The sequence below is a fragment of the Streptomyces coelicoflavus genome, assembly GCF_003112555.1.
Taxonomy (GTDB): Bacteria; Actinomycetota; Actinomycetes; order Streptomycetales; family Streptomycetaceae; genus Streptomyces; species Streptomyces coelicoflavus.
Genome location: NZ_BEWB01000006.1, coordinates 329,663 through 352,744, shown reverse-complemented (window position 1 = coordinate 352,744; position 23,082 = coordinate 329,663). Strand labels below are relative to the sequence as shown.

23 protein-coding genes are annotated in these 23,082 nt (G+C 72.7%); 12 read left to right on the top strand and 11 right to left on the bottom strand.

Annotation, left to right across the window (positions count from 1 at the left end):
• The first annotated feature begins 105 nt into the window (after positions 1 to 105).
• Both Sco07f_RS16520 and Sco07f_RS16515 read left to right on the top strand, forming a co-directional pair.
• The gene (locus Sco07f_RS16520) at positions 106 to 1,071 is read left to right on the top strand and encodes a glycosyltransferase family 2 protein (RefSeq protein WP_007444177.1); all 966 of its coding nucleotides are present in this window, start codon (positions 106 to 108) and stop codon (positions 1,069 to 1,071) included.
• A 3-nt stretch (positions 1,072 to 1,074) separates the two neighbouring features.
• Positions 1,075 to 2,430: a polysialyltransferase family glycosyltransferase gene (locus tag Sco07f_RS16515; protein WP_108988252.1), complete on the top strand. Its 1,356-nt coding sequence runs from the start codon at positions 1,075 to 1,077 to the stop codon at positions 2,428 to 2,430.
• A 61-nt stretch (positions 2,431 to 2,491) separates the two neighbouring features.
• On the opposite strand, the gene Sco07f_RS16510 is transcribed toward Sco07f_RS16515, so the two are convergent.
• Positions 2,492 to 3,565 carry an acyltransferase gene (locus Sco07f_RS16510; RefSeq protein ID WP_108988251.1) on the bottom strand — a complete coding sequence of 358 codons (1,074 nt, stop codon included), beginning with the start codon at positions 3,563 to 3,565 and terminating at the stop codon, positions 2,492 to 2,494.
• Between the two features lie 324 nt (positions 3,566 to 3,889).
• On the opposite strand from Sco07f_RS16510, the gene Sco07f_RS16505 reads away from it, so the two are divergent.
• Positions 3,890 to 4,906 (top strand): class I SAM-dependent methyltransferase, encoded by a 1,017-nt coding sequence (locus Sco07f_RS16505; RefSeq protein ID WP_108988250.1) that lies wholly within the window; start codon positions 3,890 to 3,892, stop codon positions 4,904 to 4,906.
• Here Sco07f_RS16505 and Sco07f_RS16500 read toward each other — a convergent pair.
• Positions 4,891 to 5,541: a TetR/AcrR family transcriptional regulator gene (locus Sco07f_RS16500; RefSeq protein ID WP_108988249.1), complete on the bottom strand. Its 651-nt coding sequence runs from the start codon at positions 5,539 to 5,541 to the stop codon at positions 4,891 to 4,893. The two genes, Sco07f_RS16505 and Sco07f_RS16500, sit on opposite strands and share 16 nt — an antisense overlap.
• Before the next feature lie 72 nt (positions 5,542 to 5,613).
• Here Sco07f_RS16500 and Sco07f_RS16495 point away from each other — a divergent pair, with 72 nt between their 5' ends.
• Positions 5,614 to 7,050: an FAD-dependent oxidoreductase gene (locus Sco07f_RS16495; RefSeq protein ID WP_108988248.1), complete on the top strand. Its 1,437-nt coding sequence runs from the start codon at positions 5,614 to 5,616 to the stop codon at positions 7,048 to 7,050.
• A gap of 101 nt (positions 7,051 to 7,151) precedes the next feature.
• Here the strand turns inward: Sco07f_RS16495 and Sco07f_RS16490 are convergent, their stop codons facing one another.
• On the bottom strand, positions 7,152 to 8,732 hold the full coding sequence (locus Sco07f_RS16490) for an acyl-CoA mutase large subunit family protein (RefSeq protein ID WP_108988247.1): 1,581 nt from the start codon (positions 8,730 to 8,732) through the stop codon (positions 7,152 to 7,154).
• 250 nt (positions 8,733 to 8,982) lie between these two features.
• On the opposite strand from Sco07f_RS16490, the gene Sco07f_RS16485 reads away from it, so the two are divergent.
• A complete protein-coding gene (locus tag Sco07f_RS16485) occupies positions 8,983 to 9,888 on the top strand; it encodes a L,D-transpeptidase family protein (RefSeq protein WP_108988246.1) in 906 nt (301 codons plus the stop codon).
• A 226-nt stretch (positions 9,889 to 10,114) separates the two neighbouring features.
• Here the strand turns inward: Sco07f_RS16485 and Sco07f_RS16480 are convergent, their stop codons facing one another.
• The 8 genes from Sco07f_RS16480 to Sco07f_RS16445 all read right to left on the bottom strand — a co-directional run bounded on the left by Sco07f_RS16480 (position 10,115) and on the right by Sco07f_RS16445 (position 17,565).
• Complete coding sequence (locus Sco07f_RS16480) at positions 10,115 to 11,341, bottom strand: hypothetical protein (protein WP_108988245.1); 1,227 nt, start codon at positions 11,339 to 11,341, stop codon at positions 10,115 to 10,117.
• On the bottom strand, positions 11,341 to 12,003 hold the full coding sequence (locus Sco07f_RS16475; protein ID WP_108988244.1) for an RNA polymerase sigma factor: 663 nt from the start codon (positions 12,001 to 12,003) through the stop codon (positions 11,341 to 11,343). Before Sco07f_RS16475 ends, Sco07f_RS16480 begins: the two co-directional genes overlap by 1 nt.
• 362 nt (positions 12,004 to 12,365) lie before the next feature.
• Positions 12,366 to 13,301, bottom strand: coding sequence for a hypothetical protein (locus Sco07f_RS16470; RefSeq protein ID WP_108988243.1), 936 nt, complete (start codon positions 13,299 to 13,301; stop codon positions 12,366 to 12,368).
• On the bottom strand, positions 13,298 to 13,915 hold the full coding sequence (locus Sco07f_RS16465; protein WP_164140088.1) for an RNA polymerase sigma factor: 618 nt from the start codon (positions 13,913 to 13,915) through the stop codon (positions 13,298 to 13,300). Before Sco07f_RS16465 ends, Sco07f_RS16470 begins: the two co-directional genes overlap by 4 nt.
• A 126-nt stretch (positions 13,916 to 14,041) precedes the next feature.
• On the bottom strand, positions 14,042 to 14,452 hold the full coding sequence (locus Sco07f_RS16460; RefSeq protein WP_174855368.1) for a hypothetical protein: 411 nt from the start codon (positions 14,450 to 14,452) through the stop codon (positions 14,042 to 14,044).
• Positions 14,453 to 14,616: 164 nt separating this feature from the next.
• Positions 14,617 to 15,195, bottom strand: a complete 579-nt coding sequence (locus tag Sco07f_RS16455; RefSeq protein ID WP_108988241.1) for a hypothetical protein — start codon at positions 15,193 to 15,195, stop codon at positions 14,617 to 14,619.
• Positions 15,196 to 15,282: 87 nt separating this feature from the next.
• Positions 15,283 to 15,870 (bottom strand): hypothetical protein, encoded by a 588-nt coding sequence (locus Sco07f_RS16450; RefSeq protein ID WP_108988240.1) that lies wholly within the window; start codon positions 15,868 to 15,870, stop codon positions 15,283 to 15,285.
• Positions 15,871 to 15,993: 123 nt separating this feature from the next.
• Positions 15,994 to 17,565: a beta-N-acetylhexosaminidase gene (locus Sco07f_RS16445; protein ID WP_108988239.1), complete on the bottom strand. Its 1,572-nt coding sequence runs from the start codon at positions 17,563 to 17,565 to the stop codon at positions 15,994 to 15,996.
• A gap of 271 nt (positions 17,566 to 17,836) precedes the next feature.
• Between Sco07f_RS16445 and Sco07f_RS16440 the strand changes: the two genes are divergently transcribed.
• The 7 genes from Sco07f_RS16440 (at position 17,837) to Sco07f_RS16410 (ending at position 23,078) form a co-directional block, all read left to right on the top strand.
• Entirely contained in the window at positions 17,837 to 18,430 is a 594-nt protein-coding gene (locus Sco07f_RS16440) for a 2-oxo-4-hydroxy-4-carboxy-5-ureidoimidazoline decarboxylase (protein WP_439959691.1), read from the top strand.
• Positions 18,431 to 18,611: 181 nt separating this feature from the next.
• Positions 18,612 to 18,992, top strand: coding sequence for a succinate dehydrogenase, cytochrome b556 subunit (gene sdhC / locus Sco07f_RS16435; RefSeq protein ID WP_003974113.1), 381 nt, complete (start codon positions 18,612 to 18,614; stop codon positions 18,990 to 18,992).
• Positions 18,993 to 18,997: 5 nt separating this feature from the next.
• Positions 18,998 to 19,480, top strand: a complete 483-nt coding sequence (locus Sco07f_RS16430; protein WP_007444154.1) for a succinate dehydrogenase hydrophobic membrane anchor subunit — start codon at positions 18,998 to 19,000, stop codon at positions 19,478 to 19,480.
• 19 nt (positions 19,481 to 19,499) lie between these two features.
• Positions 19,500 to 21,254 (top strand): succinate dehydrogenase flavoprotein subunit, encoded by a 1,755-nt coding sequence (gene sdhA / locus Sco07f_RS16425; RefSeq protein WP_087789761.1) that lies wholly within the window; start codon positions 19,500 to 19,502, stop codon positions 21,252 to 21,254.
• Positions 21,254 to 22,027 (top strand): succinate dehydrogenase iron-sulfur subunit, encoded by a 774-nt coding sequence (locus Sco07f_RS16420; protein ID WP_108988238.1) that lies wholly within the window; start codon positions 21,254 to 21,256, stop codon positions 22,025 to 22,027. Before sdhA ends, Sco07f_RS16420 begins: the two co-directional genes overlap by 1 nt.
• 147 nt (positions 22,028 to 22,174) lie before the next feature.
• Positions 22,175 to 22,585 (top strand): VOC family protein, encoded by a 411-nt coding sequence (locus Sco07f_RS16415; protein ID WP_007444150.1) that lies wholly within the window; start codon positions 22,175 to 22,177, stop codon positions 22,583 to 22,585.
• 85 nt (positions 22,586 to 22,670) lie between these two features.
• Positions 22,671 to 23,078: a hypothetical protein gene (locus Sco07f_RS16410; protein ID WP_007444148.1), complete on the top strand. Its 408-nt coding sequence runs from the start codon at positions 22,671 to 22,673 to the stop codon at positions 23,076 to 23,078.
• Positions 23,079 to 23,082: the final 4 nt, after the last annotated feature.

Sequence of the window (23,082 nt, the reverse complement as noted above, 5' to 3'; positions counted from 1 at the left end):
CCCCTGCGAACGGAGTTCGTTTTCTCGCGCCTTCACCGACACCGCCGGATCCGGGAGCGTGGATAGCCTGTTCCAATCCCCGACCTTCGATCGTGAGAGGCCCGCGTGCCGAAACTGTCCGTCGTCGTGCCCATGCACAATGTGGAAGCCTTCGCCGAGAGCACTCTGAGAAGTCTCGCCAACAACGCGGACCCCGACTTCGAGTTCCTGCTCGTCGACGACTGCTCCACGGATTCCACGCCGCTGGCGATCGACCGCTGGGCCGAGGGGCGGAGCGACACCCGCGTGATCCGGCACGAGACGAACAGGGGCATAGCGCAGGCGCGCAACAGCGGGATCGACGCGGCCCGGGGCGACTTCGTCACGTTCCTCGACGGCGACGACTGGTACGGGCCCGGCTATCTCACCGAACTGGTGTCCGTCGTGGAGGAGTTGGGCTGCGACTTCGCCCGCACCGACCACGTGCAGGCCACCGGCACGGAGCGGGTGATCCGGCGGCCCCCGGCCCGGCTGCGCAACACCGTGATGGACCCGCGCGACGGGATCGCACCGCCCCACATGGAGACGATGGTCGACTATCCCTTCGTCTGGGCGGGCCTCTACCGCCGTCACCTCTTCGACGACGGCGCGATGCGCTTCGCGACCGAACTGCGTACGGCCGAGGACCGGCTGTGGATCTGGCGCCTGCACCTCAAGGCGGCCTCGTACGCGTCCGTCGGTCTGCACGGGGTGTTCTACCGGCGGGGCGTCGCCACCTCGCTCACCCAGATCAAGGACTCCCGCCAACTGGACTTCATCCCGGCCTACGACATGCTGTTGCAGGACCTGTCGCGGGACCGGGAGGCGGAGCGCTTCCTTCCCAAGGCCGTGCGGACGTACTGCGCGATGATCGCCTTCCACCTCGGCAAGGTGGACGAGTACGAGTCCTCGGCCGCCCAGCGGCTGCGGCGGGAGGCGCGGGACGCGCTGCACCGCATGCCCCAGCACGTGCTGGAGGAGACCCTCCGCACCATCGACAGCACTCGCAGCAGGTTGCTCGGCCGCCTGCGTGACGGCCGGAAGGCTGCCTGACCCATGCCGCACAAGACCCAGATCTTCCAGGTCTCCACCCTGTACGGGGCCGCCACCCTCGCCGCGGCGCTCGACGCCGGCCTGTTCGGCCCGCGCGACGGCGCCCGGCGCGTCCTGCTGGTCTCCAACAACGCGGCGATACCCGAGACCGCGCTGCGCCTCGACGAGATGCACGGGTACGGGCGCATATCCGCGCGGTTCGACACCGTCGTCAGCTGGAACGAGGCGATCCGCCCGCACCACCCCAGCGCCTGGGGCCCGCGGGGCAACGACGTGTCCCTGTGGCAGAAGGCGTTCCGGCTCGCCTGGGGCATCGGCGAACGTGACCTGGTGGAGCTGGCCGTCGAGTCGATCCAGGTCAACCCGGCCCGCGCGCTGGCGGCGATCTTCTCCGAGGCCGCCCTCCACGTGTACGCCGACGGCCTGATGAGCTACGGCCCGACGCGCGAGAAGCTGCCGCTGACCCTCGCCCGGCGCATCCAGCGGCTGCTCCACCTCGACCTGATACCGGGCCTGCGGCCGATGCTGCTGTCGGAGTACGACGTCGAGCCCGTGATCGTCCCCGACGGGGCGTTCCGCGCGGTGCTCGACGAGGTCTCCCGGGACGCGGCGGACGACCCCGAGCTGGCGCCCGTGCTGCGGGAGAAGCCGACGGCCGTCCTGCTCGGCCAGTACCTGGCGGCGATCAACATCCTGACCGCGCAGGAGGAGGAGGACCTCCACGTCCGCATGCTGACCGGCGCCGCGCGTGCGGGGCACCGCTCCGTGGTGTTCAAGCCCCACCCGACGGCCCCGGCCGGCTACACGGCCGCGCTGAGCAAGGCCGCGGCGGACGCGGGCGTGCGGCTGACCGTGCTGGACGCGCCGCTGCTGGCCGAGACGCTGTACCACCACTGCGCGCCGGAACTCGTCGTCGGCTGCTTCTCCACGGCGATGGTGACCGCGTCGGCCTACTACGACGTGCCGGTCGCCCGGGTGGGGACGGCGCTGGTGACGGAGCGGCTCAAGCCCTACCCGAACAGCAACCGCGTGCCGCTCGTCGTCGTCGACCACCTGGTGCCGGACCTGGAGCGGGCCGCGGCCCCGGCGCTCGTCGGGGCGGCCCCCGAGTCGCTGGCGCCGCTGGTGCGGGCGATCGGGTTCTGCATGCAGCCCAAGACCTACGCCAAGCTGCGCGAGCCGACGGAGACCTGGCTGCGGGCCCACCTGGCGACCGTTCCCGGCCACTACTTCCCCGAGCTGCGGCTGACCGAGCTGGGTCTGCCCGGCAGCCGCCCGCAGCTGCGCGCCAAGCTCCAGGTGCGGCGGGCGCGGCGGGTGGTGCGCAGGGCCGTGCGGCGGGGCACCGGAAAGAAGTGACCGTGCCGGACGGCCGGAGCCCCCGCCGGACGGCGGGGGCTCCGGCCGTCGTGGTGCCCGGTCAGCCGAGCCAGCGGGCCAGCTTCAGCCGGGTCCACAGCAGGGCGGCGGCGAAGGACAGCAGGACGGTGGCCGCGGTGAGCCCCACGAGCCCGCCCACGGCGGCCGGCCGGCCCGCGCCCGCCGAGACCACGTGCGGGGCGAGGGCCTCCAGGAACAGCAGGTGGACCAGGTAGGCGCCGAACGAGACACCGGCGAGCCGGCCGAGGAGCGGCCGGAACCGCTCGGGCACCCTGATCCGGTTGAGGGCCATCAGCAGCGTTCCCGCCAGCAGCGCCACCACGACGGAGGCGTACGGGCTCGGGAAGTGCACCCGGTGCTCGTAGACGGCGACCGCGGCCCACGCGCACAGCCCGCCGGCCAGCCACAGCAGGCGCCGCCGCCGGCCCGCGACCGAGGACCCCGGCAGCGACAGCAACACGGCCCCGGCGACGGCGTACGCGATCTGGTAGACGCCGAACTGCCAGGCGAAGGGCGGTACGCGGACGTCGAGGAGGCGCCCCAGGTCGCCGAGGAGGGTCGGGGCGAGCGCCAGGCCGAGCAGCGCGGCGCCCGCGCCCCAGGGCCGCTTGCCGTTCCTGACCAGGACGGCCACCGACAGCAGCAGGATCACGGGCACGTAGGCGTACAGGTACCAGAGGTGGAAGGCGGGCCGCACGGAGCCGAACACCGCGTCCCACGCGAGGTCGCGGGTGGGGTCGGTGTTGGCGTCCCGGACCCAGTCCCACAGCAGGTAGGCGGCGGTCCACACGGCCAGCGGCACGACGATGCGGGTGAGCCGCTTCCGGATCTGCGCACCGTCGCGGGGCGGCGCACCGCTGAGCACGACCCAGCCGGCGATCGCGAAGAACAGGGGTACGGCGCACCGGCTCAGCGCGTCTCCCACGAGCGCGGTCCAGTAGACGGGCCCGCCTCCCGAGGGGGTGCGGTCCACGGCCTTCATGAGTTCGCCCGCGGCGTGGCAGACGATGACGCCGACCGAGGCCAGGACCCGGACGAGGTCGATGTCGTACCGGTGCTCGCCCCGGGGGCGCGGGACCGGTGTCGCCGCGTCGGCGGGGCCGGGGGTGCGCAGGGGCTCGGCGGCGGTCAGGGGCTCGGCGGCGATGGGTGGTCACTCCCGGACAGGACGCGCGGCCCGGCGGCGGTCCGGCCGGGCGCGGAGGAGGGTGCGAGGGGATGTCGTGGACGCACGCTACGAGGGCGCGCGGCCCGGGGTAACCCGTCCCGGATGAACATCGGCCACGCGCGCGTGACCTTCCGGTGAACGGCGGGAGCCGCCCGCCGGGCCTTCACGGACGGTGCCGGACCCCACACATTGGGCGATACGTGCGATTTTCTGACCGTCGGATCGCGCGTGCCCCCTCCATTTCCGGAGCCGAGGGGGCATCCTCCCCTCATGGCCACTGCGCAAGAGACGCACGAGTACCCCGGTGAGCTGAACGACGTCCCCGGCTGGTTCTGGCCGCTCGACCAGGTGCTGTTCTCCTGGTTCCTGGAGCGGCAGGAACGGCTGGACACCCGCGGCGACCTGCTGGAACTGGGCGCCTACCTGGGCAAGAGCGCGATCCTGCTCGGGCACCGGCTGCGGGACGGCGAGACACTCACCGTCTGCGACCTGTTCGGCGCCGAGCCGCCGGACGCGGCCAACCGGGCGGAGGCGGCGAAGTCGTACTCCTCCCTCACCCGCCAGGCCTTCGAGCGGAACTACCTCTCCTTCCACGACACCCTGCCCACGATCATCCAGGCACCCAGTTCGGCGGTCGTCGACGAGGTCGCGCCGGGCAGCTGCCGCTTCGTCCACATCGACGCCTCGCACCTGTACGAGCACGTCGAGGGCGACATCGGCGCGGCGAAGGAGCTGCTGGGGCCCGACGGCATCGTCGTCCTGGACGACTTCCGCAGCGAGCACACCCCGGGTGTCGCCGTCGCGGCCTGGGAGGCGGTGCTCAACCGCGGACTGCGCCCGGTCTGCCTGAGCAGCCAGAAGCTGTACGGCACCTGGGGCGACCCGGAGCCCGTCCGGGATGAGCTGCTCGAGGCGCTGCGCGGGCGCGACGACATCTCCGTGACCGTGGAGCAGGCCGCCGGGCACCGGCTGGTGCGGACCCGCGCCAAGGGCAAGCGGCTGCGGCCGCCCTCGCTGCCGGCCTCGCGGCACCCGGCGCCCGCCCCGACGGGGAGCGCGGGCCGGCCGGACGCCAGGCCGGTGCCGGGGCAGGCCGGGCAGGCCCGCCCGGCGGCCCGCGCGGTCCGTGCGACGCGCGGGGCGACGCCGCGCGAGCGCACCCGGCGGCTCGCCCTGGACCTGCTGCCGCCGCTGGTCACGCGTGCGGTGCGCCGGTACCGGGCGGCGCAGCGGGCGCGGGCGGGCGGGGCGGGCAAGGCGTCGGGGGCGGCTCAGCCGAGGCCGTAGCTCGCCGCGATCCCCGCGATCACCAGGGCCAGCGACTCCTCGTAGTGCCGGTCCCAGTCCGTGAAGATCTCCGCGCCCGCCGCGGCCGTCAGAGGGTAGTCGGCCAGCAGGCGGGCGCGTTCGTCCATGTCGTAGCCCTCCCGGCGCTCGCCGGGCAGGGGCTCGACGCCCTGTTCCTCGGTGACGAAGCCGAGCGTGAACAGATACGTCGTGTTGGTCGCCCGCACCGCCTGGGCGAGGGTGAGCCCGGTGGCGGTGAGCAGCCGCAGCGTCTCCTCCATCTGCTCGGCGTGCACCGCGCCGGTGAAGCGCGACCCGCTGAACACCTTGGCGCCGTCCCGGTAGCCGAGCAGGGACGCGCGCAGGCCGCGGTTGGCCTTGAGCAGCCGCTCCCGCCAGGTGTCGGCCGGGTCCAGCGGGGTCCCGGCGACCATCCGCCGGTACATCTCCGTGGCCATCTCGTCGAGCAGGGCCTGCTTGTCCTTGAAGTGCCAGTACAGGGCGGGCGCCTTGACGTCCAGTTCCCTGGCGATGGTGCGCAGCGTCAGGCCGTCCAGACCGACCTCGTTCAGCAGCCTCAGCGCCGTGTCCGCGACCCGTCGGCGGTCGAGGGGGGCGCGTCGTTCCGTACTCACGCTTGACACCTTAACGGCGTTAGGGCCATCCTCGGACACGGACGGAACTTAACAACGTTAAGGAGAGTTGCCGTGAATGTCAGGGATACGCATGTCCTCGACACGGATGTACTGATCGTCGGCGCGGGCCCCACCGGTCTCGCACTCGGCGTCGACCTCGCCCGGCGCGGGGTGGACGCGCTGGTCCTGGAGGCCGCCGGGCAGCTCTTCCCCGGCTCGCGGGGCAAGGGCTTCCAGCCCCGCACGATGGAGGTCCTCGACGACCTCGGCGTCGTCGACGCGATCCACGCGGCGGGCGGCACCTACCCCGTCGGCATGGTCTGGCAGAACGGCGAGCGGATCGGCGAGCACGACATGTTCGAGCCGGCCGAGCCGAGCGAGGACTCGCCGTACAACCGGGCGTGGATGGTGCCGCAGTGGCGCACGCAGGAGATCCTGGCGGCGCGGCTCGCGGAGCTGGGCGGGAAGGTCGCCTTCCACCACGAGGTCGCCGGTGTCGAGCAGGACGACTCGGGCGTCACCGCGCGCCTCGCCTCGGGCGGGACGGTGCGCTCCCGCTACCTGGTCGCGGCGGACGGCGGACGGTCGGCGGTGCGCAGGGCGCTGGGCATCGGCATGACCGGCGAGACGGTCGACCCGAGCCCGACCCTGGTGGCGGACGTCCGGATCAGCGGCCTGGACCGCGACAACTGGCACGTCTTCCCGCCGCGCGAGGGCGCCGGCCTCCTCGCCGTCTGCCCGCTGGCCGGCACCGAGGACTTCCAGGTGATGGCGCGCTTCGAGGAGGGCGCGTCCGTGGACACCTCCCCGGACGGCGTCCGCAAGCTCGTCGCCGAGCGCTCGCACATCGCCGCCGAGGACGTGACCGAGGTCCGCTGGGTCTCCGACTTCCGGCCGCGGGCGGCGCTGGCCGACCGCTTCCGCTCGGGCCGGGTCTTCGTCGCCGGCGACGCGGCGCACGTGCACTCGCCCGCGGGCGGCCAGGGGCTGAACACCAGCGTCCAGGACGCCTACAACCTGGGCTGGAAGCTGGGCGCGGTACTGACGGGCGGCGCCCCGGCCGGGCTGCTGGACAGCTACGAGGAGGAACGGCGCCCGATCGCCGCGCAGATGCTCGACCTGTCGACCGCCGTCCACCGCGGCGAGGTGCGGCGCGGCGGGGCGACCCGCCAGCTGGGCATCGGCTACCGGGACTCGTCGCTGACGGAGGAGACCCGGAGCGCCGTGGACGAGGACGCGATACGGGCCGGGGACCGCGCGCCCGACGGCACGGTGGACGGGGTCCGGCTCTTCGACGCCTTCCGGGGCCCGCACTGGACCCTGCTGGCGCTGGGCGTCGGCCTGCCCGACGGGACGGTGGGGCAGGCGGTGCCGGTGGTGCGCGGGGGCGCGCACGGGGCGTACGGGGCGGGGCTGTTCCTCGTACGGCCGGACGGGTACGTGGGCTGGGCCGGGGACACGCCGGAGGGGCTGGGCGGATACCTGGGCCGGTTCGGGCTGGGCTGCTGATTCCCGGACCGGGTCCCGTCCGGGTCAGTCGCCGACGGGGTCGGAACGCACGCTTCTCGCCCCGACCACCCGTGCGAGGCACCGCCCCGGCTCAGCCGCCCTCAGAACGCGTCCGAGGGCACGTACGTCCCCCACACCTCCCGCAGCGCGTTGCACACCTCGCCGACCGTCGCGCGGGCGCGCAGGGCGTCCTTCATCGGGTACAGGACGTTGTCCTCACCCTCGGCCGCCTTCTTCAGGGCCGCGAGGGCCGAGTCCACCGCCGCCTGGTCGCGGTCCGCGCGGAGCGCGGCCAGGCGGTCGGCCTGCTGGGCCTCGATGGCGGGGTCGACGCGGAGCGGCTCGTAGGGCTCCTCCTCGTCGAGCTGGTAGCGGTTGACGCCGACCACGACCCGCTCGCCGGAGTCGGTCTCCTGGGCGATGCGGTAGGCGGAGCGCTCGATCTCGCTCTTCTGGAAGCCGTGCTCGATGGCGTTGACCGCGCCGCCGAGGTCCTCGACCTTGCCCATCAGCTCCAGGGCCGCCGCCTCCACGTCGTCGGTCATCTTTTCCACGACGTAGGAGCCGGCGAAGGGGTCGACGGTCGCCGTCACGTCCGTCTCGTAGGCGAGCACCTGCTGGGTGCGCAGGGCCAGGCGGGCCGACTTGTCGGTGGGCAGCGCGATGGCCTCGTCGAAGGAGTTGGTGTGCAGGGACTGCGTGCCGCCGAGGACCGCGCCCAGGCCCTGCACGGCGACGCGGACCAGGTTCACCTCGGGCTGCTGGGCGGTCAGCTGCACGCCCGCGGTCTGGGTGTGGAAGCGCAGCATCAGCGACTTGGGGTTCTTCGCGCCGAACTCCTCCCGCATCACCCGCGCCCAGATCCGGCGGGCGGCGCGGAACTTGGCGACCTCCTCCAGGATCGTCGTACGGGCCACGAAGAAGAAGGACAGGCGGGGCGCGAAGTCGTCGACGTCCATGCCGGCCGCGACCGCCGTGCGCACGTACTCGATGCCGTCCGCGAGGGTGAACGCGATCTCCTGCGCGGGCGAGGCACCCGCCTCGGCCATGTGGTAGCCGGAGATCGAGATGGTGTTCCACTTCGGGATCTCGGCCTTGCAGTACTTGAAGATGTCGGCGATCAGGCGCAGCGAGGGCTTGGGCGGGAAGATGTACGTCCCGCGCGCGATGTACTCCTTCAGCACGTCGTTCTGGATCGTGCCCGTCAGCTTGTCCGCACTCACGCCCTGTTCCTCGGCGACGAGTTGGTAGAGCAGGAGCAGCAGGGAGGCCGGGGCATTGATCGTCATCGACGTGGAGACCTTGTCCAGCGGGATCCCGCCGAACAGCACGCGCATGTCGTCGATGGAGTCGATGGCGACACCGACCTTGCCGACCTCGCCGCTGGCGATCGGCGCGTCGGAGTCGTGGCCCATCTGGGTGGGCAGGTCGAAGGCGACCGACAGGCCCATGGTGCCGTTGGCGATGAGCTGCTTGTAGCGGGCGTTGGACTCCGTCGCCGTGCCGAAACCGGCGTACTGGCGCATCGTCCACGGCCGGCCCGTGTACATCGACGGGTACACGCCCCGGGTGAAGGGGTACTTCCCGGGCTCGCCCAGCTTGTCGGCCGCGTCCCAGTCCGCCAGGGCGTCGGGCCCGTAGACCGGTTCGATGGGCAGCCCGGACTCGGACTCGCGCGTCATGGTGTGATGCCTCCCGCTGAGCACATGTGCGTACCGCTCGGACTACCCGTCATTTACCCGCCGGTACAGTCCGGCACTTCGACGGACTGTATCCGCGCGCGTGCACCCGGTGGAGAGGCCCACGCTGGGACCTTCCTCACAACCTCGGTGCGGTCCCGGTCACAACGATGCCGTGCCGTTCGCGGCGCGTCATCCGGGGGAACAACTCAGGGGACGTCGGTGCGGGACCGTGGGACGACGGGGGGCCGTGATGCGGATGGCGGACGTGGGGGGCACGGGACGGGCGGTCGCCGTCGCCCTGGGGGCCGTGCTGGTGGCGGGCGGCTGCACCGTGCAGACCACCGGGCCGGACGGCGAGGGGCACGCGCCGGTGCGCATAGAAGTCACCACCGGGGCCCCGCCGAAGAGCACGCCGTCCGGGGACCGACGGCCGTCGGGCACGCCGTCCGGGGACCGGCCGCCGTCGGGCACGCCGTCCGGGGGCCGGGAGCCGTCGGGTGCGCCCGCCGCCGGGGCGAAGGCGGCCAGGGTGCTGTGGAAGCGGGGCGACAGCGGCCGGGACGTCCGTGAACTCCAGGCCCGGCTGCGTCAGGTCGAGTGGCTCGTGGACGGGCCGACCGGGACGTACGACGACCTGACCGAGCGTGCGGTCAGCGGCTTCCAGGGCAAGCGCGGGCTGCCGCGGACCGGCCGGACGGACACCGTCACCTGGCAGCGGCTGCTCGGGATGTCGCACGAGCCGGGCAAGTGGGACCTGTACCTGATGGGCGGCCAGCCCGCCGCCGCGCCCGACCCGCGCTGCACGACCGGCCGGGTGCTGTGCGTCAGCAAGTCCAGCCGGACGCTGCGCTGGATGATCGACGGGCGGACCGTGTCGACGATGTCCGTGCGCTTCGGCTCGCGGTACACGCCGACCCGCGAGGGCGTCTTCCAGGTCTACTGGAAGTCCCGCCACCACGTCTCCACGCTCTACGACTCGGCCATGCCGTACGCCATGTTCTTCAGCGGCGGCCAGGCCGTGCACTACTCCTCCGACTTCGCGGCCCGCGGTTACGCGGGTGCCTCGCACGGCTGCGTCAACGTGCGGGACGAGGCGGCGATCGCGGATCTGTACGCGCAGGTGAGGAACGGCGACAAGGTCGTCGTGTACCGGTGAGGCGGCGGGGCGGCGGGGCGGAACACCGCCGGACGGTGAATGGGGCGCGGGCGGGACCGGGGGAACGTGTCCCGCCCGCGCCGAGGTGCACGAGCCGTAGGTACGGGGGGAACCCCGGCTCGGTGCGAAAGCCGATGACCAGTCGGCTCACTCATTACTGCGTCACGGCGGCCGAAAGTGTCACACCCTCGGCGAGGGAAATCTTCACCGTCCACGAAAGCCCAGGTCAGGCGGCATTTGCGGGGTACGTGGCGGGCGACGGGTGGACGGGCGTCCGCTGCGGCCGGGGCTCGTGGGCCGACGGGGCGTGCGGGCCGTGGGGGCGGTGGTGGCCGTGGGAGGGCGGGGCTATGTCGGCGTCGTCGTCATCGCCGTGGCCGTCACCGTTGCCGTTGCCGCCTGCGTCACCGTCGTCGTCCTGGTTTCCGCGGCCGCCCTGGCCGTCGTCGCCCTTCTTGCCGCCCTCGCCGTTGCCGCCTCTGTCGCCCTTGCCGTTCTTGTCGTCCTTGCCGTTCTTGTCGTCCTTGCCGTTCTTGCCGTTCTTGCCGCCCCGGTCGTCCTGGTCGCCTCGGCCGTCGCCGGTGCCCTGGCGGAGCTCGCCCTCGTAGGCCGCTCCTCCGGAACCGCCGTGTTCACCGTCGTCCCGGCCGCCGGCCCCGGTGCCGCCCGGGGCGAGGAGGCCGCCGCAGAACTTCACGACCCGCGACGCTCCCCCGGCGGCCTCCTTCAGCGCGCGCCGGTGGGCGGCGTCGAGCTGCTTGCCCGCGCGCACCTTGCGGCAGGACGCGGCGAGGTCCGAGTGCCGTCCGCCGGAGCCGTCCGCCTCCCGGTCGCCGGCGTCGCGGTCCCGGTCCCTGCCGCCTTCCCGGGCGGTGTCCCCGCCGGGCGCGCCCGGGGTGGTGCCGGGATCCGTCCCGCCCCGCACGCCCTCCAGCGCCGAGGGCGGTGCGGACGGGCGGGCGGGGGAGGCGGCGGCCGAGACGGTGGCGGCGGGTTCCGGTTCGGTGCCGTCGAACGGTGTCGGCAGCACTCCGGTTCCGGCCGCCACCGCCACACCGCCCACCATGCCGACGGTCAGCGCGGCGGCCAGCCCGAGGCGCAGGGGGCGGTTCCAGCGCATCCGCCGGGTGCCGTCGCCGCGCGGGCCGATGCGGACCGGACCGGCTTCGGCGGGCCCCGGGGCGGCGCCCTGCCCGAGAGCGGCGGACGCCGCTGCCGACGCGTCGGCCCGCTCCGCGCGCACCTTGCGGAAGGCGGCCAACGCGGCCGCCTCGCCGGGGAGTTCCCCGTCGGCCGGCGCAGGTGGCGCGGAGAGCGCGCCGAGGGCCGCGACGAGCCGTCCGGCCCGGTCGCGGGTCGCGGGGTCGGTACTTTCCAGACCCTCCGGTGACTCTCCGCGCAGCAAGAGCTCCGCCGTTTCGCGGTCCAGCCACTCGTCCTGCTCGTCGGCCATCACATGTCCTTCTGCGTCCGCGCACGCGTATGCGTCACACTCGCGGACGTCACCGCACGATCGCGCGGTTCTCGCTGCGGCGGCAGGGCGTCGAGCCCGCCACCCGATTCCGGATCGCCGCCGAGCAGTTCGGCCAGGCGCTTCAGGCCACGGTGCGCCGCCGTCCGGACGGCCCCGGGCCGCTTGCCCAGCGTCTCGGCGGCACTCTTGGCGTCGAGGCCCATCACCACGCGCAGGACGACCGCCTCGGCCTGGTCCTGGGGCAGCCGGGCGATGAGGGAGAGGGTACTGCCGGTGGCCAGGGCCTCCATGGCCTCGCCCGCGGTGTCGGACTCCGCGGGCTTGCCGGTCAGCTCCGCCTCGTCGCCGCCGATCACCGGCCGGCGGCCGCGCATGCGGATGTGGTCGAGTGCGCGGTTGCGGGCGATGCGGGCGGCCCAGCCGCGGAACCGGTCGGCGTCGCCGTCGAACCGTTCCAGGTCGCGGGCTATCTGCAGCCAGGCCTCGGACGCCACGTCCTCGGCGTCGTGATCGCCGACGAGCGTGCGCACGTATCCCAGCAGTCGCGGATGCACGGCGCGGTACACGGTCCTGAACGCGGTCTCGTCCCCGCTCTGTGCGGCACGCACCGAGGTGGTCAACTCCGCGTCGTCCCCCAGCACCGAGAAGCCTTTCTGCGCCCGGAACGGCGCCGCGCTCGCGGACGTGGTCCTCGCCGTCGTGGATTCCCCATCGGTGGTCGCGGCGGTCTCCCGCGACACCGTCGCGGGAGCGGGCCCCGCGCTGCATCGGCGCGAATGGCACGTTACGTCGTGAAACCGCCACTCGTCCATGTCCACATCGCATTGCCGTACAAGATGCAACTAACCCGTGACGCGGTGAGGTGTGACAGAAAACGCACTCGCGGCGCTGTAGGGAGTACGGGCCGCCGCGCGGCCCGTGCCGCGCGACGGCCGGGGCCTCTCCTGTGGGGGGTGGCGGCCCCGGCCGTTGCCTTGGCCACGCCGGTCGTCCCTGGTGGGGGCTATGGCCCGACCTGGTCCGGGACCCGCGCCGTGGCGCTGCCGCCGATCTCCACGTCGACGCCCCCGTCACCGACGCCCCCGTCACCGACGCCCCCGTCACCGACGGTCCCGCCGGCTCCGATTCCCGCGCCGGTCCCGCCCGTCTCGTGCGCACCGGTCCCGCCCGCGCCGCCGTTCCCGGTGGCGGCCCCCGGTTCCGGCTCGGTCGGCCCGGTGAGCTGCTCCGCGCAGTAGACCTCGACGCGCTCCGCACCGCCCGCCGCCTCGACCAGCCGCTGCCAGGCCGTGGCCTCCAGCGCCTTGCCGCGGCCCGACAGTCGCTCGTAGGCGCGGCACCGGGCCACGGTGTCGTCCCGGCCGGTCGCCGGGTGGTCCGACGGGGTGGCACCGGGGGGCGTGGAGACACCCGGCACCGTGGAGCCGCCCGGGGACGTGGTCGCGGAGTCCGGAGTGCCGGGGCCCCGCGTGGCGGCCGGCGGGGTGGCGACCGGCCGGACCGAGGCGTCGTCGGAGACGGCGGGCGGCCGCGTGCGCTCCGGGCCGCCGTCGTCCGCGGTGGAGCCGCCCCCGCCCATGGCCGCGTAGGCGACGCCGCCCAGGGTGAGACTCGCGAGCAGGACGGAGAGGGCGGTCTTCAGCGAGCGCCGGGGACCTCGCCCGGTGCGTGGCCGCCAGTCGTCGCGCCGCCGGGTGCGCGCGGCCCGGCCCGGTTCCACGTCCCGTGCGGCCCGGAAGGCGGCGACGGCGCGGCGCTCGCCCTCGGCGTCGGTGTCCCGCCCGCGCAGCGCCGCGGCGAGCAGCGCCTCCGTGCCGGGGGCGTCGCCGGGAGCGGGCCCGGGGCCGGCGTCGCGGCCGTCGCCCTCCCCGTGCCGTGCACCCATGCCCGCCTCCGCTCCCGCTCGCTCCGCCGGGCCGCCGTCCTCGGCGTCCCTCATGTCGACTCCCCCAGCGTGCCAACACCGTCATCCGTCACACCGTCGGTGCCCAGCTGCCGGGCCAGCCGCTTCAGCCCCCGGTACGTCGCCGTGCGCACCGCGCCCGGCCGCTTGCCGAGCACCCGGGCGGCGGACGGCCCGTCCAGTCCGACGACGACCCGCAGCAGGACGGCCTCGGCCTGGTCCCGGGGCAGGCCCGCGACGAGGTTCAGCGCGCTCCGCGTGGAGAGTGTCTCCAGGGCCTGGTCGTGCGTGGAGTGCGGTCCGGGCAGGTCCAGGACGTCCTGCTCCAGGGCCGTGGGCCGGGGCCGCACCTTCTGGCGCCGCAGGTGGTCCAGGGCCCGGTGCCGGGCGATCGTCGCCGTCCAGCCCCGGAAACCGGCCCCGTCGCCCTTGAAGCGTCGCAGGTCACGGGCTATCTCCAGCCACGCGTCCGCCGCGACGTCCTCGGCGTCGTCCCCGACCAGCCCGCGCAGGTAGCCCAGCAGGCCCGGCTGCACGAACCGGTAGGCGACCGCGAAGGCGGCCTCGTCACCGTCCTGGGCCCGCGCGACCGCCGCGCCCAGTTCCCCGTCGTACGCCTGTACGCGGCGGGGTTCCCCTCGCTGGCCCAAGAACCGTCCTCGTTCGTACCGAGTCCTCAGCGCGCTCTGGTGAGCCCGCCCCCCAAGGTCATCAGCGTCAGCGCGCACGGAAGTGTCACAGGGACCGCGAGAATCCCCCATGGCCGCCGCCGGACGTCACGGGCCCGCCGTCGCGTCCCGGCACAGCAGACGGAGCGAACCGTCCCCGGCGAAGCAGCGACGGGCCTCGTCCACCGGGTCCCACAGGCGGCCGTCCGGGGTACGGACCCAGTGGTCCCCACCGCTCGTCCACCACTCGCCGCCCGCCTGACGCACGATCACCTCGCCCGCGTACGCGCCGAGTCCGCGCAGCGCCGTCTCCACGGCGGCGTACGGCGCCCCTTCGTGCCGGATGCCGTCGATCATCCGGTCGACGCGCCACAGGCTCTGCGCCGAGTAGTCCAGGCGCAGCCGTGCGCCCTCGCGCATCGTGGCCACCGCGTCCGCCGCCCACCGCACCGGTTTCGCGGCGGCCGCCGGGCGGGTCTGCTGCGGGCCCGTCGCTCCGCTCGTCAATCCGCTGGTCACAGTCGTCACATGGGCTAAAGCGCCGCGGGACGCGATTGCGTCACACGCCGGAGCCGGTCGTTCCGCAACCGGCGCAGGACCGCCCCACCTCCCCCACGTCCGCCGCACCGCCACCGCGCGTCCCCCGCACGACGGTCACAGGACACCGACGCAGAGCCCGGGGGTCAGGCCCGTCCGCGTGCCCGGCGGGAGACCACCGCGCGCAGCACCCGGCGCCCCTCCGTGGAGACCTCCAGGGCAGGACGCAGCCCGGCCGCGCCGCGATCGGCGAGCAGTTCCAGTACGCCGGTCTGGCGGCGCAGTTCGGCGGCGACGAGCGGCGGCAGTCCCTCGGTGCCGCCGTCGCGCGGGACGTCGGCCTCCCGGGCGGCGTCCCCCACGGGGTCGAGGAGCCGGTGGATCCTCAGCGAGGCGACGGAACAGGCGTCGGCCCACGTCCGCAGCGCCGGTCCCGTGCACGCGGCCGGCGCGGCCCCGAGCATGCGGCGGGCCAGGACCACGGCCTCGTCCTCGCCGCCGGCGTCGGGTCCGGCGAGCTTGTCCCGCACCTGCGCCAGGCCCTCGGCCCAGTCGCGCCCGGCCGCGCCGCAAGTGCCGTCGGCGTCGTCGGCGAGGATCGCCCACAGGGGCCTGAGGGCCTCGTCGTCGCCGTCCAGCAGAGGGACGCAACGGTCCAAACAAGCCAGTGCGCTCGCGGCGAGTCCGCGTGCGTCGGCCCGCGCGATCAGTTCCACCAGGCTCATCGGGTGCCTCCCTGTTCCTGCCACTTCGCCCCGCTCATCACCACGGAGCCCGCACTGACCCTTACTGCGTGCGACGGGCCGGGAGTGTCACAGGGGCACCACGCCCAGCCGGTCGAGGAACCGGAAGAAGAGGTTTTCGGCCACCGGACCGGAGCCGAAGCCGAAGCCGGAGCCGTCCCCGCGGCCCGACCCCCCACCCCCGTCTCCGTCTCCGTCTCCGTCTCCGTCCGCACCCGGATCGTCCGACAGCACCTCGGTCAGTTCCCCGGCGCTCGCGGCGCACCCCGCCTCCGCGGCCCAGGCGACGGCGCGCTCGGCGGCGTCGCGGGGCTCCAGGAAGTAGTCCTCCAGGGTGAGCCCGTCCCGCTCGGCGCCCAGGTACCCGGCCATGGCGGTCCGCGCCAGACAGGTCGTCCACGCCCCGCTGTCCGGCGCCGCCGCCTCCAGGACCACGCAGTCGCTGTCCATCACGTACCCGAACAGCGCGGGAGCGCCGGTCTGCCCGGCCAGGTCGTTCATGTTCCCGACGTCGCCGTCGCCGCCCGGGAACTCCCAGACCTGCCAGCCGCCCGGCGCGGACCGGCGCAGCGTCATGTCCGCGGCGCCCGCCAGCGCCTCCAGCTCCGCGAGCGGCCGCTCGGCGCGGCCGACGACGAAGTACCCCCAGTAGCCCATGTCCCGGATCCCCCCGGCGTGTCGGTTCGGCTGGGTCAAAAGACCACCACAGCCGCACGGGCGTTCGCAGCCGGATCGGGCGATCCGCGTGCCGGCACCGGGAGGCGTCCGGCACCCGGGGCGTCAGCCGAGACGGCCCGCGAGCGACTTGAAGTCCGCCCAGGACAGCTCGGGCTCGCCGGCGTCCCACAGCTTCTGGACCGTCGCGGCCAGCGGCAGCCGGATGCCGTCGGCGACCTGGGCCTGGGTCTGGGCGCTCGGGATGTCGCCCCACACCGCGAAGCTGCCGCCGAGGATCTGGTCGTCGTACTTGGCGTCGACGGCCGTGGTGCCGCGCAGGACGCGCGGGGTCCACTGCTCGTAGATGCGCTCGCCGGTCGGGTAGACGAAGGTTTGCGGCTGGCCGAGGACGTAGTAGAGGAACTCGTCGTTGTAGTTGAGGACCTGGCGGCCCTCCCTCAGGTACTCCGTGGGCGGGCGGGCGCCGATCTCCTTGCCGGTCCAGTAGGCGACCTTGATGTCCTTGAGCGGCTCGACGGAGGTGTCCTTGAAGAAGCCGTCGTTCCAGGCGCGCGGGGTGCGGTCGTGGGCCATGACGGTCTTGGCGCGGCCGTTGAGCCAGCCGGTGGTGAGGTCGGCGACGGTGCCGCCGGAGCCGTAGGCCTTGCGGGCGGCGGCGGCCAGCGTCGGGTAGGACGCCTCCGGGTTCGGCACCACCAGGGCCTGGTACTCGTCGGCGCCCAGGTGGAACTGGGTGCCGGGGAAGAGGTCGGCGTACTCGTTCAGCAGGTCGTCGACGATCTTCGCGGCCTCCGGCTTGGAGATGTCGATGGCGCCGCGGGTGGGCGTGCCCTGCGCGTTGCGCAGCTGGAGGTCGGGGTGGGCGGCGATCACGGCGCCGAGGTGGCCGGGCGAGTCGATCTCGGGGACGACGGTGATGTGGCGCGAGGAGGCGAGATCGATGATCTCCTTCATCTCGGCCTTGGTGAGGTGGTCGTCGGAGACGATCTCGGGGTGCGAGTCGGACTCGATGCGGAAGGCCTGGTCGTCGGAGAAGTGCAGGCCCAGCTCGTTGAACTTGAGGTCGCCCAGCTCCCGTATCCGGTCCTTGATCCAGTCGGCGGAGTAGTGCTTGCGGGCGATGTCGAGCGAGAAGCCGCGCTTCGGCTTGGCCGGCGCGTCCTTCACCACGCCCTCCGGCGCGGTGCCACCCCCGGCCACCTCCTGCTTCAGGGTGCGGGTGCCGTAGTAGACGCCGGCCTCGGCGGGCCCGGTGACGGTGACCCGTCCGTCGCGCACCGTCATGGTGTACGACTCCGGGTTCGCGCCCTTGTCGACCTGGACGTCGAGCAGCAGGTCCCCGGCGCGCCGGTCGTCCTTCTCGCCCGCGTACGTCATCCCCAGCTCGCCGGCGATCTGCTTCCCCTCGTCGGCGAGGCCCGCGTCGGCGACGACGACGCGGTGGTCCTTGCCGGGCTCCCAGCCGGGGCCGCGGGCGGCCGTGTGCTCGCGCACGGCGGGTATGGTGCGCGGCTCCTCGGACAGCGGGTACGAGCGACTGGGGCTCGGCGCGGCCGCCTCGTCGGAGGGGGACCGGGCCGCCGAGCCCTCCCGGCCGCCCCCGCCCCCGTCCTCGTCCGTGGCCCACAGACCGACTCCCACGCCGAGCGCGGCGACCACCGCGCCGGCGATCACGGCCCGCTGTCTCACCTTGTGCGCCGGTGTCCGGCTTCCGTGCTGGCTCACAGCGCCAACCTAGGGCCGCCGTTGCCGTCATGCGTCCACCACATGTTCTGAAACTCTCCCGTTCGGGTGAAATTCGGGCATCGGACGGACACGTGTTGCCGTCACTCGATAACGTGACGCCACATCTTTCGCACAATCCCCTGCCGACACACACGTGAAGCCCACGAGGACCCGAGGACCCACGCTGCCTGCGCACCGTCTCCCAGACCTCCCCCGCCGAGTGGCCATACCGGTGCCGGTGCAAACACGCGCCACACCGGCGACGGCCACCCCGCTGGAGCGCTTCAACGCGGCCCCCGCCGACGAGGCCGCCCGGACCGTCCTCGCCTGCCTGCACAGCCACGCCTGGGCCCACCGCCTCCTCGCCCACCGCCCCTACCCGGACCTCCCCGCCCTGCTGGCGGCAGCGGACGAGGCGGCCTACGACCTCTCCCCGGACGACCTGACCGAGGCCCTGGCGGCGGAGACGCTGCCCGCCCTGCCCGAGGACACCTACGCGGCGGCCCACACGGCCCTGAACGCAGCCCACGCGGCCTACGAGTCCCGCTTCGGACACGTGTTCGTCATCTGCCTGGACGGCCTCTCCCCGGACGAGACCCTGAACCACGTCCTGGCGGCCATCCGGTCACGTTTGAACAACGACCCGGACGAAGAACGCCTGGTAGCGGCAGAGGAACTCCGCCAACTGGCAAGAACACGGCTGACCAGCACCCTCGAGGGGCGCGGGGCTGTGACACGAGCGGCTCCGCCGCGGGGCGCGACCGGCCACGGACGGCTCGCACCCGGCATTCAAGACAAACCCCCACCCCAGTAGCCGCCCCCGCGGCAGCCCCACTGCTCCTTTGAGTGCAACTTTGATCACACCGGCAGGCCCCCTGTAAGCACCGCAGGTACACGTCGCTACCATGCTGGGGGCCGGTGGACCGTACCCGGCCGGGCCCGACCGACAAGGAAAGCCGGCGCGGCCCCAATCCCCGCTCCCGGAGGAAATTTCCGTGCCGGCTGGAACGCTGTACCGCGGCCGGGAAGGAATGTGGTCCTGGGTGGCTCACCGAGTCACCGGCGTCCTCATCTTCTTCTTCCTGTTCGTTCACGTGCTGGACACCGCTCTCGTGCGAGTGTCCCCCGAGGCCTACGACACCGTCGTGGCCACGTACAAGACGCCGATCGTCGCGCTGCTGGAGTACGGCCTCGTCGCCGCCATCCTCTTCCACGCGCTCAACGGCCTGCGTGTCATCGCCGTCGACTTCTGGGTCAAGGGCGCCCGCTACCAGAAGCAGATGCTCTGGACCGTCGTCGCCCTGTGGGTCGTGCTGATGCTCGGGGCGATTTACCCCGTCCTCGGCCACGCCGCTCGTGAACTGTTCGGGAGCTGACGCCAATGTCCACGACTGAATCCCCCGCTTCCGGGATCGGCCCCGTCGAGGGCGCCTCCCTGTACTCGGCCGACAACCCGGCGCCGCTCATCGAGGCGCCCCGCGCCCGCACGAAGAAGACCCCGAAGTCCACCCGGGGCAACTTCGAGATGGTCGCCTGGCTGTTCATGCGCCTGTCCGGCGTCGTGCTGGTCGTGCTCGTCCTCGGCCACCTGCTGATCCAGCTGGTGCTCGACGGCGGCGTCTCGAAGATCGGCTTCGCCTTCGTGGCGGGCCGCTGGGCCTCGCCGTTCTGGCAGGTCTGGGACCTCCTGATGCTCTGGCTCGCGATGCTGCACGGCGCGAACGGCCTGCGCACGGTCATCAACGACTACGCGGAGCGCCCCAACACGCGTCTGTGGCTCAAGGGCCTGCTCTACACCGCCACGGTGTTCACCATCCTGCTGGGCACGCTGGTGATCTTCACCTTCGACCCGAACATCCGCTAGGCACGGGGCTGCGAAAATCATGAAGGTACACAAGTACGACACCGTCATCGTCGGCGCCGGTGGCGCCGGCATGCGCGCGGCCATCGAGTCGACCAAGCGCAGCCGCACCGCCGTGCTGACGAAGCTCTACCCCACCCGCTCCCACACGGGCGCCGCGCAGGGCGGCATGGCCGCCGCGCTGGCCAACGTGGAGGAGGACAACTGGGAGTGGCACACCTTCGACACGGTCAAGGGCGGTGACTACCTGGTCGACCAGGACGCCGCCGAGATCCTGGCGAAGGAGGCCATCGACTCGGTCCTCGACCTGGAGAAGATGGGCCTGCCGTTCAACCGGACGCCCAACGGGACGATCGACCAGCGCCGCTTCGGCGGTCACAGCCGCAACCACGGCGAGGCCCCGGTCCGCCGCTCCTGCTACGCGGCCGACCGCACCGGTCACATGATCCTCCAGACGCTCTATCAGAACTGTGTCAAGGAGGGCGTGGAGTTCTTCAACGAGTTCTACGTCCTGGACCAGCTGATCACCGAGGTCGACGGCGTCAAGAAGTCCGCCGGTGTGGTGGCCTACGAGCTGGCGACCGGCGAGATCCACGTCTTCCAGGCGAAGTCCGTGATCTACGCCTCCGGCGGCACCGGCAAGTTCTTCAAGGTGACCTCCAACGCGCACACGCTCACCGGCGACGGCCAGGCGGCCGTGTACCGGCGCGGGCTGCCGCTGGAGGACATGGAGTTCTTCCAGTTCCACCCGACCGGCATCTGGCGCATGGGCATCCTGCTGACGGAGGGCGCCCGCGGTGAGGGCGGCATCCTCCGCAACAAGGACGGCGAGCGCTTCATGGAGAAGTACGCGCCGGTCATGAAGGACCTCGCCTCCCGCGACGTCGTCTCGCGCTCCATCTACACGGAGATCCGCGAGGGCCGCGGCTGCGGTCCCGAGGGCGACCACGTCTACCTGGACCTCACCCACCTCCCGCCGGAGCAGCTGGACGCCAAGCTGCCCGACATCACGGAGTTCGCGCGGACCTACCTCGGTATCGAGCCCTACACGGACCCGATCCCGATCCAGCCGACCGCGCACTACGCCATGGGCGGCATCCCGACCAACGTCGAGGGTGAGGTCCTCGCGGACAACACCACCGTCGTGCCGGGCCTGTACGCGGCCGGCGAGGTGGCCTGCGTGTCGGTGCACGGCGCCAACCGCCTGGGCACCAACTCGCTGCTCGACATCAACGTCTTCGGCCGCCGCGCGGGCATCGCCGCCGCGGAGTACGCCCAGAAGGCGGACTTCGTCGAGCTGCCCGAGGACCCGGAGTCCCTGGTCGTCGAGCAGATCGAGCGGCTGCGCTCGTCCACCGGCACCGAGCGGGTGGCGGCGATCCGCCGCGAGCTGCAGGAGTGCATGGACGCCAACGTCATGGTGTTCCGCACCGAGCAGACGATCAAGACGGCCGTCGAGAAGATCGCCGAGCTGCGCGCCCGCTACAAGAACGTGTCGATCCAGGACAAGGGCCGGCGTTTCAACACCGACCTGCTGGAGGCCGTCGAGCTGGGCAACCTGCTGGACCTGGCCGAGGTGATGGCGGTGTCCGCCCTCGCCCGCAAGGAGTCGCGCGGCGGTCACTACCGCGAGGACTTCCCCAACCGCGACGACGTCAACTTCATGCGCCACACCATGGCGTACCGCGAGGTGGGCGACGACGGCGCCGAGTCCATCCGGCTCGACTACAAGCCGGTCGTCCAGACCCGCTACCAGCCGATGGAGCGTAAGTACTGATGGCTACCCCTGTCATGGAGAAGAACGGCTCGGCCCCCGAGCCCGGGTTCGCCGACTCCCCGTACATCACGGTCACCTTCCGCGTCCGGCGGTTCAACCCGGAGGTCGCGGCCGAGGCGACCTGGGAAGACTTCCAGCTGGAGATCGACCCGAAGGAGCGTGTCCTCGACGCGCTGCACAAGATCAAGTGGGACCTGGACGGAAGCCTGACCTTCCGCCGTTCCTGCGCGCACGGCATCTGCGGCTCGGACGCCATGCGGATCAACGGCAAGAACCGCCTCGCCTGCAAGACGCTGATCAAGGACCTCAGCCCCGAGAAGCCGATCACGGTCGAGCCCATCAAGGGCCTGACGGTCCTCAAGGACCTGGTCGTCGACATGGAGCCGTTCTTCCAGGCGTACCGGGACGTGATGCCCTTCCTGATCACGAAGGACACCAACGAGCCGACGCGTGAGCGCCTCCAGACCGCCGAGGACCGCGAGCGCTTCGACGACACGACCAAGTGCATCCTGTGCGCCGCCTGCACGTCCTCGTGCCCGGTGTTCTGGAACGACGGCCAGTACTTCGGCCCGGCCGCGATCGTCAACGCCCACCGCTTCATCTTCGACTCGCGCGACGAGGCCGGCGAGCAGCGGCTGGAGATCCTGAACGACCGCGACGGCGTCTGGCGCTGCCGCACGACCTTCAACTGCACGGACGCCTGCCCGCGCGGCATCGAGGTCACCAAGGCCATCGCGGAGGTGAAGCGAGCGCTGATCACGCGCCGCTTCTGACGTCCGCACGGCCGTAGGCCGCCGCAGGGCCCCGTTTCCGCTGGAGACGGGGCCCTGCGGCGTTCCTGCGGCCGGACGGCGTAAGCCGGCCGCGGGGTCGGACCGGCAATCAGCCGTTCCGGGCGACGATCGTCCTAGCCTGACGGCATGTCAGATGACGAGTCGTACGAACTGCTCGGGTTCGACAACGTGCTGCTGCCCGTCGGGGACCTCGGTGAGGCCGTCGGGTTCTACGAGCGGGCCGGTTTCCCGGTCGCCTACCGGCTCGACGAGGCCGGGATCGCGCTGCTGAAGGTGGGCGTGGAGACGCCGGGGCTGCTGCTGCGGGTGGAGGAGGAGTTCGGCCGGCAGCCGCCGATGTGGCCCTCCGCGCGGGTGTGGCTGGAGGTGACCGACGCCCGCGTGGCCGCCCGGTCGCTGCGCGAGGCGGGGGTGCCGCCGCTGGACGAGCCGTTCCCCGTGGCCACCGGCTGGACCGTCGAGTTCGCCGACCCGTGGGGCAACGTCATCGGCCTCACCGACTACTCCAAGCGCCCGGAGCTGGGCCGTCGCCCTTGAACGCAACTCTCGCTTGAACGTGTTCAAAAACAGGTCTACAGTCACTCCTGTCAGCGTTTTGAACGCGTTCAAGAAGGGGTGGGGCATGGACCGCACCGTCATCGCCTACGTCATCTACCTGGTCGTCAGCATCGGTCTGACCGTCTGGGTGGCCCGCACGCTCAGCCGCAACGGGCGGGTCTTCCTCGCCGACGTCCTGCACGGCAACGAGAAGCTCGCCGACGCCGTCAACCACCTCCTGGTGGTCGGCTTCTACCTGGTCAACCTCGGCTTCGTCGCCCTCTACCTGAGCGGCGACGACACCATCGCCGACACCCGGGGCATCTTCGAGGCGCTCTCGACCAAGCTGGGCGTGGTGCTGCTGGTGCTCGGCGTGATGCACCTGGGCAACGTGTACGTGCTCAACAAGATCCGGCGGCGCGGCCTGATGGAGCGCGAGCAGCTGCCCCCGGTCCCGCCGCAGGGCTGGGTGGCCCCGACGGCCGGGGCCTGAGCCG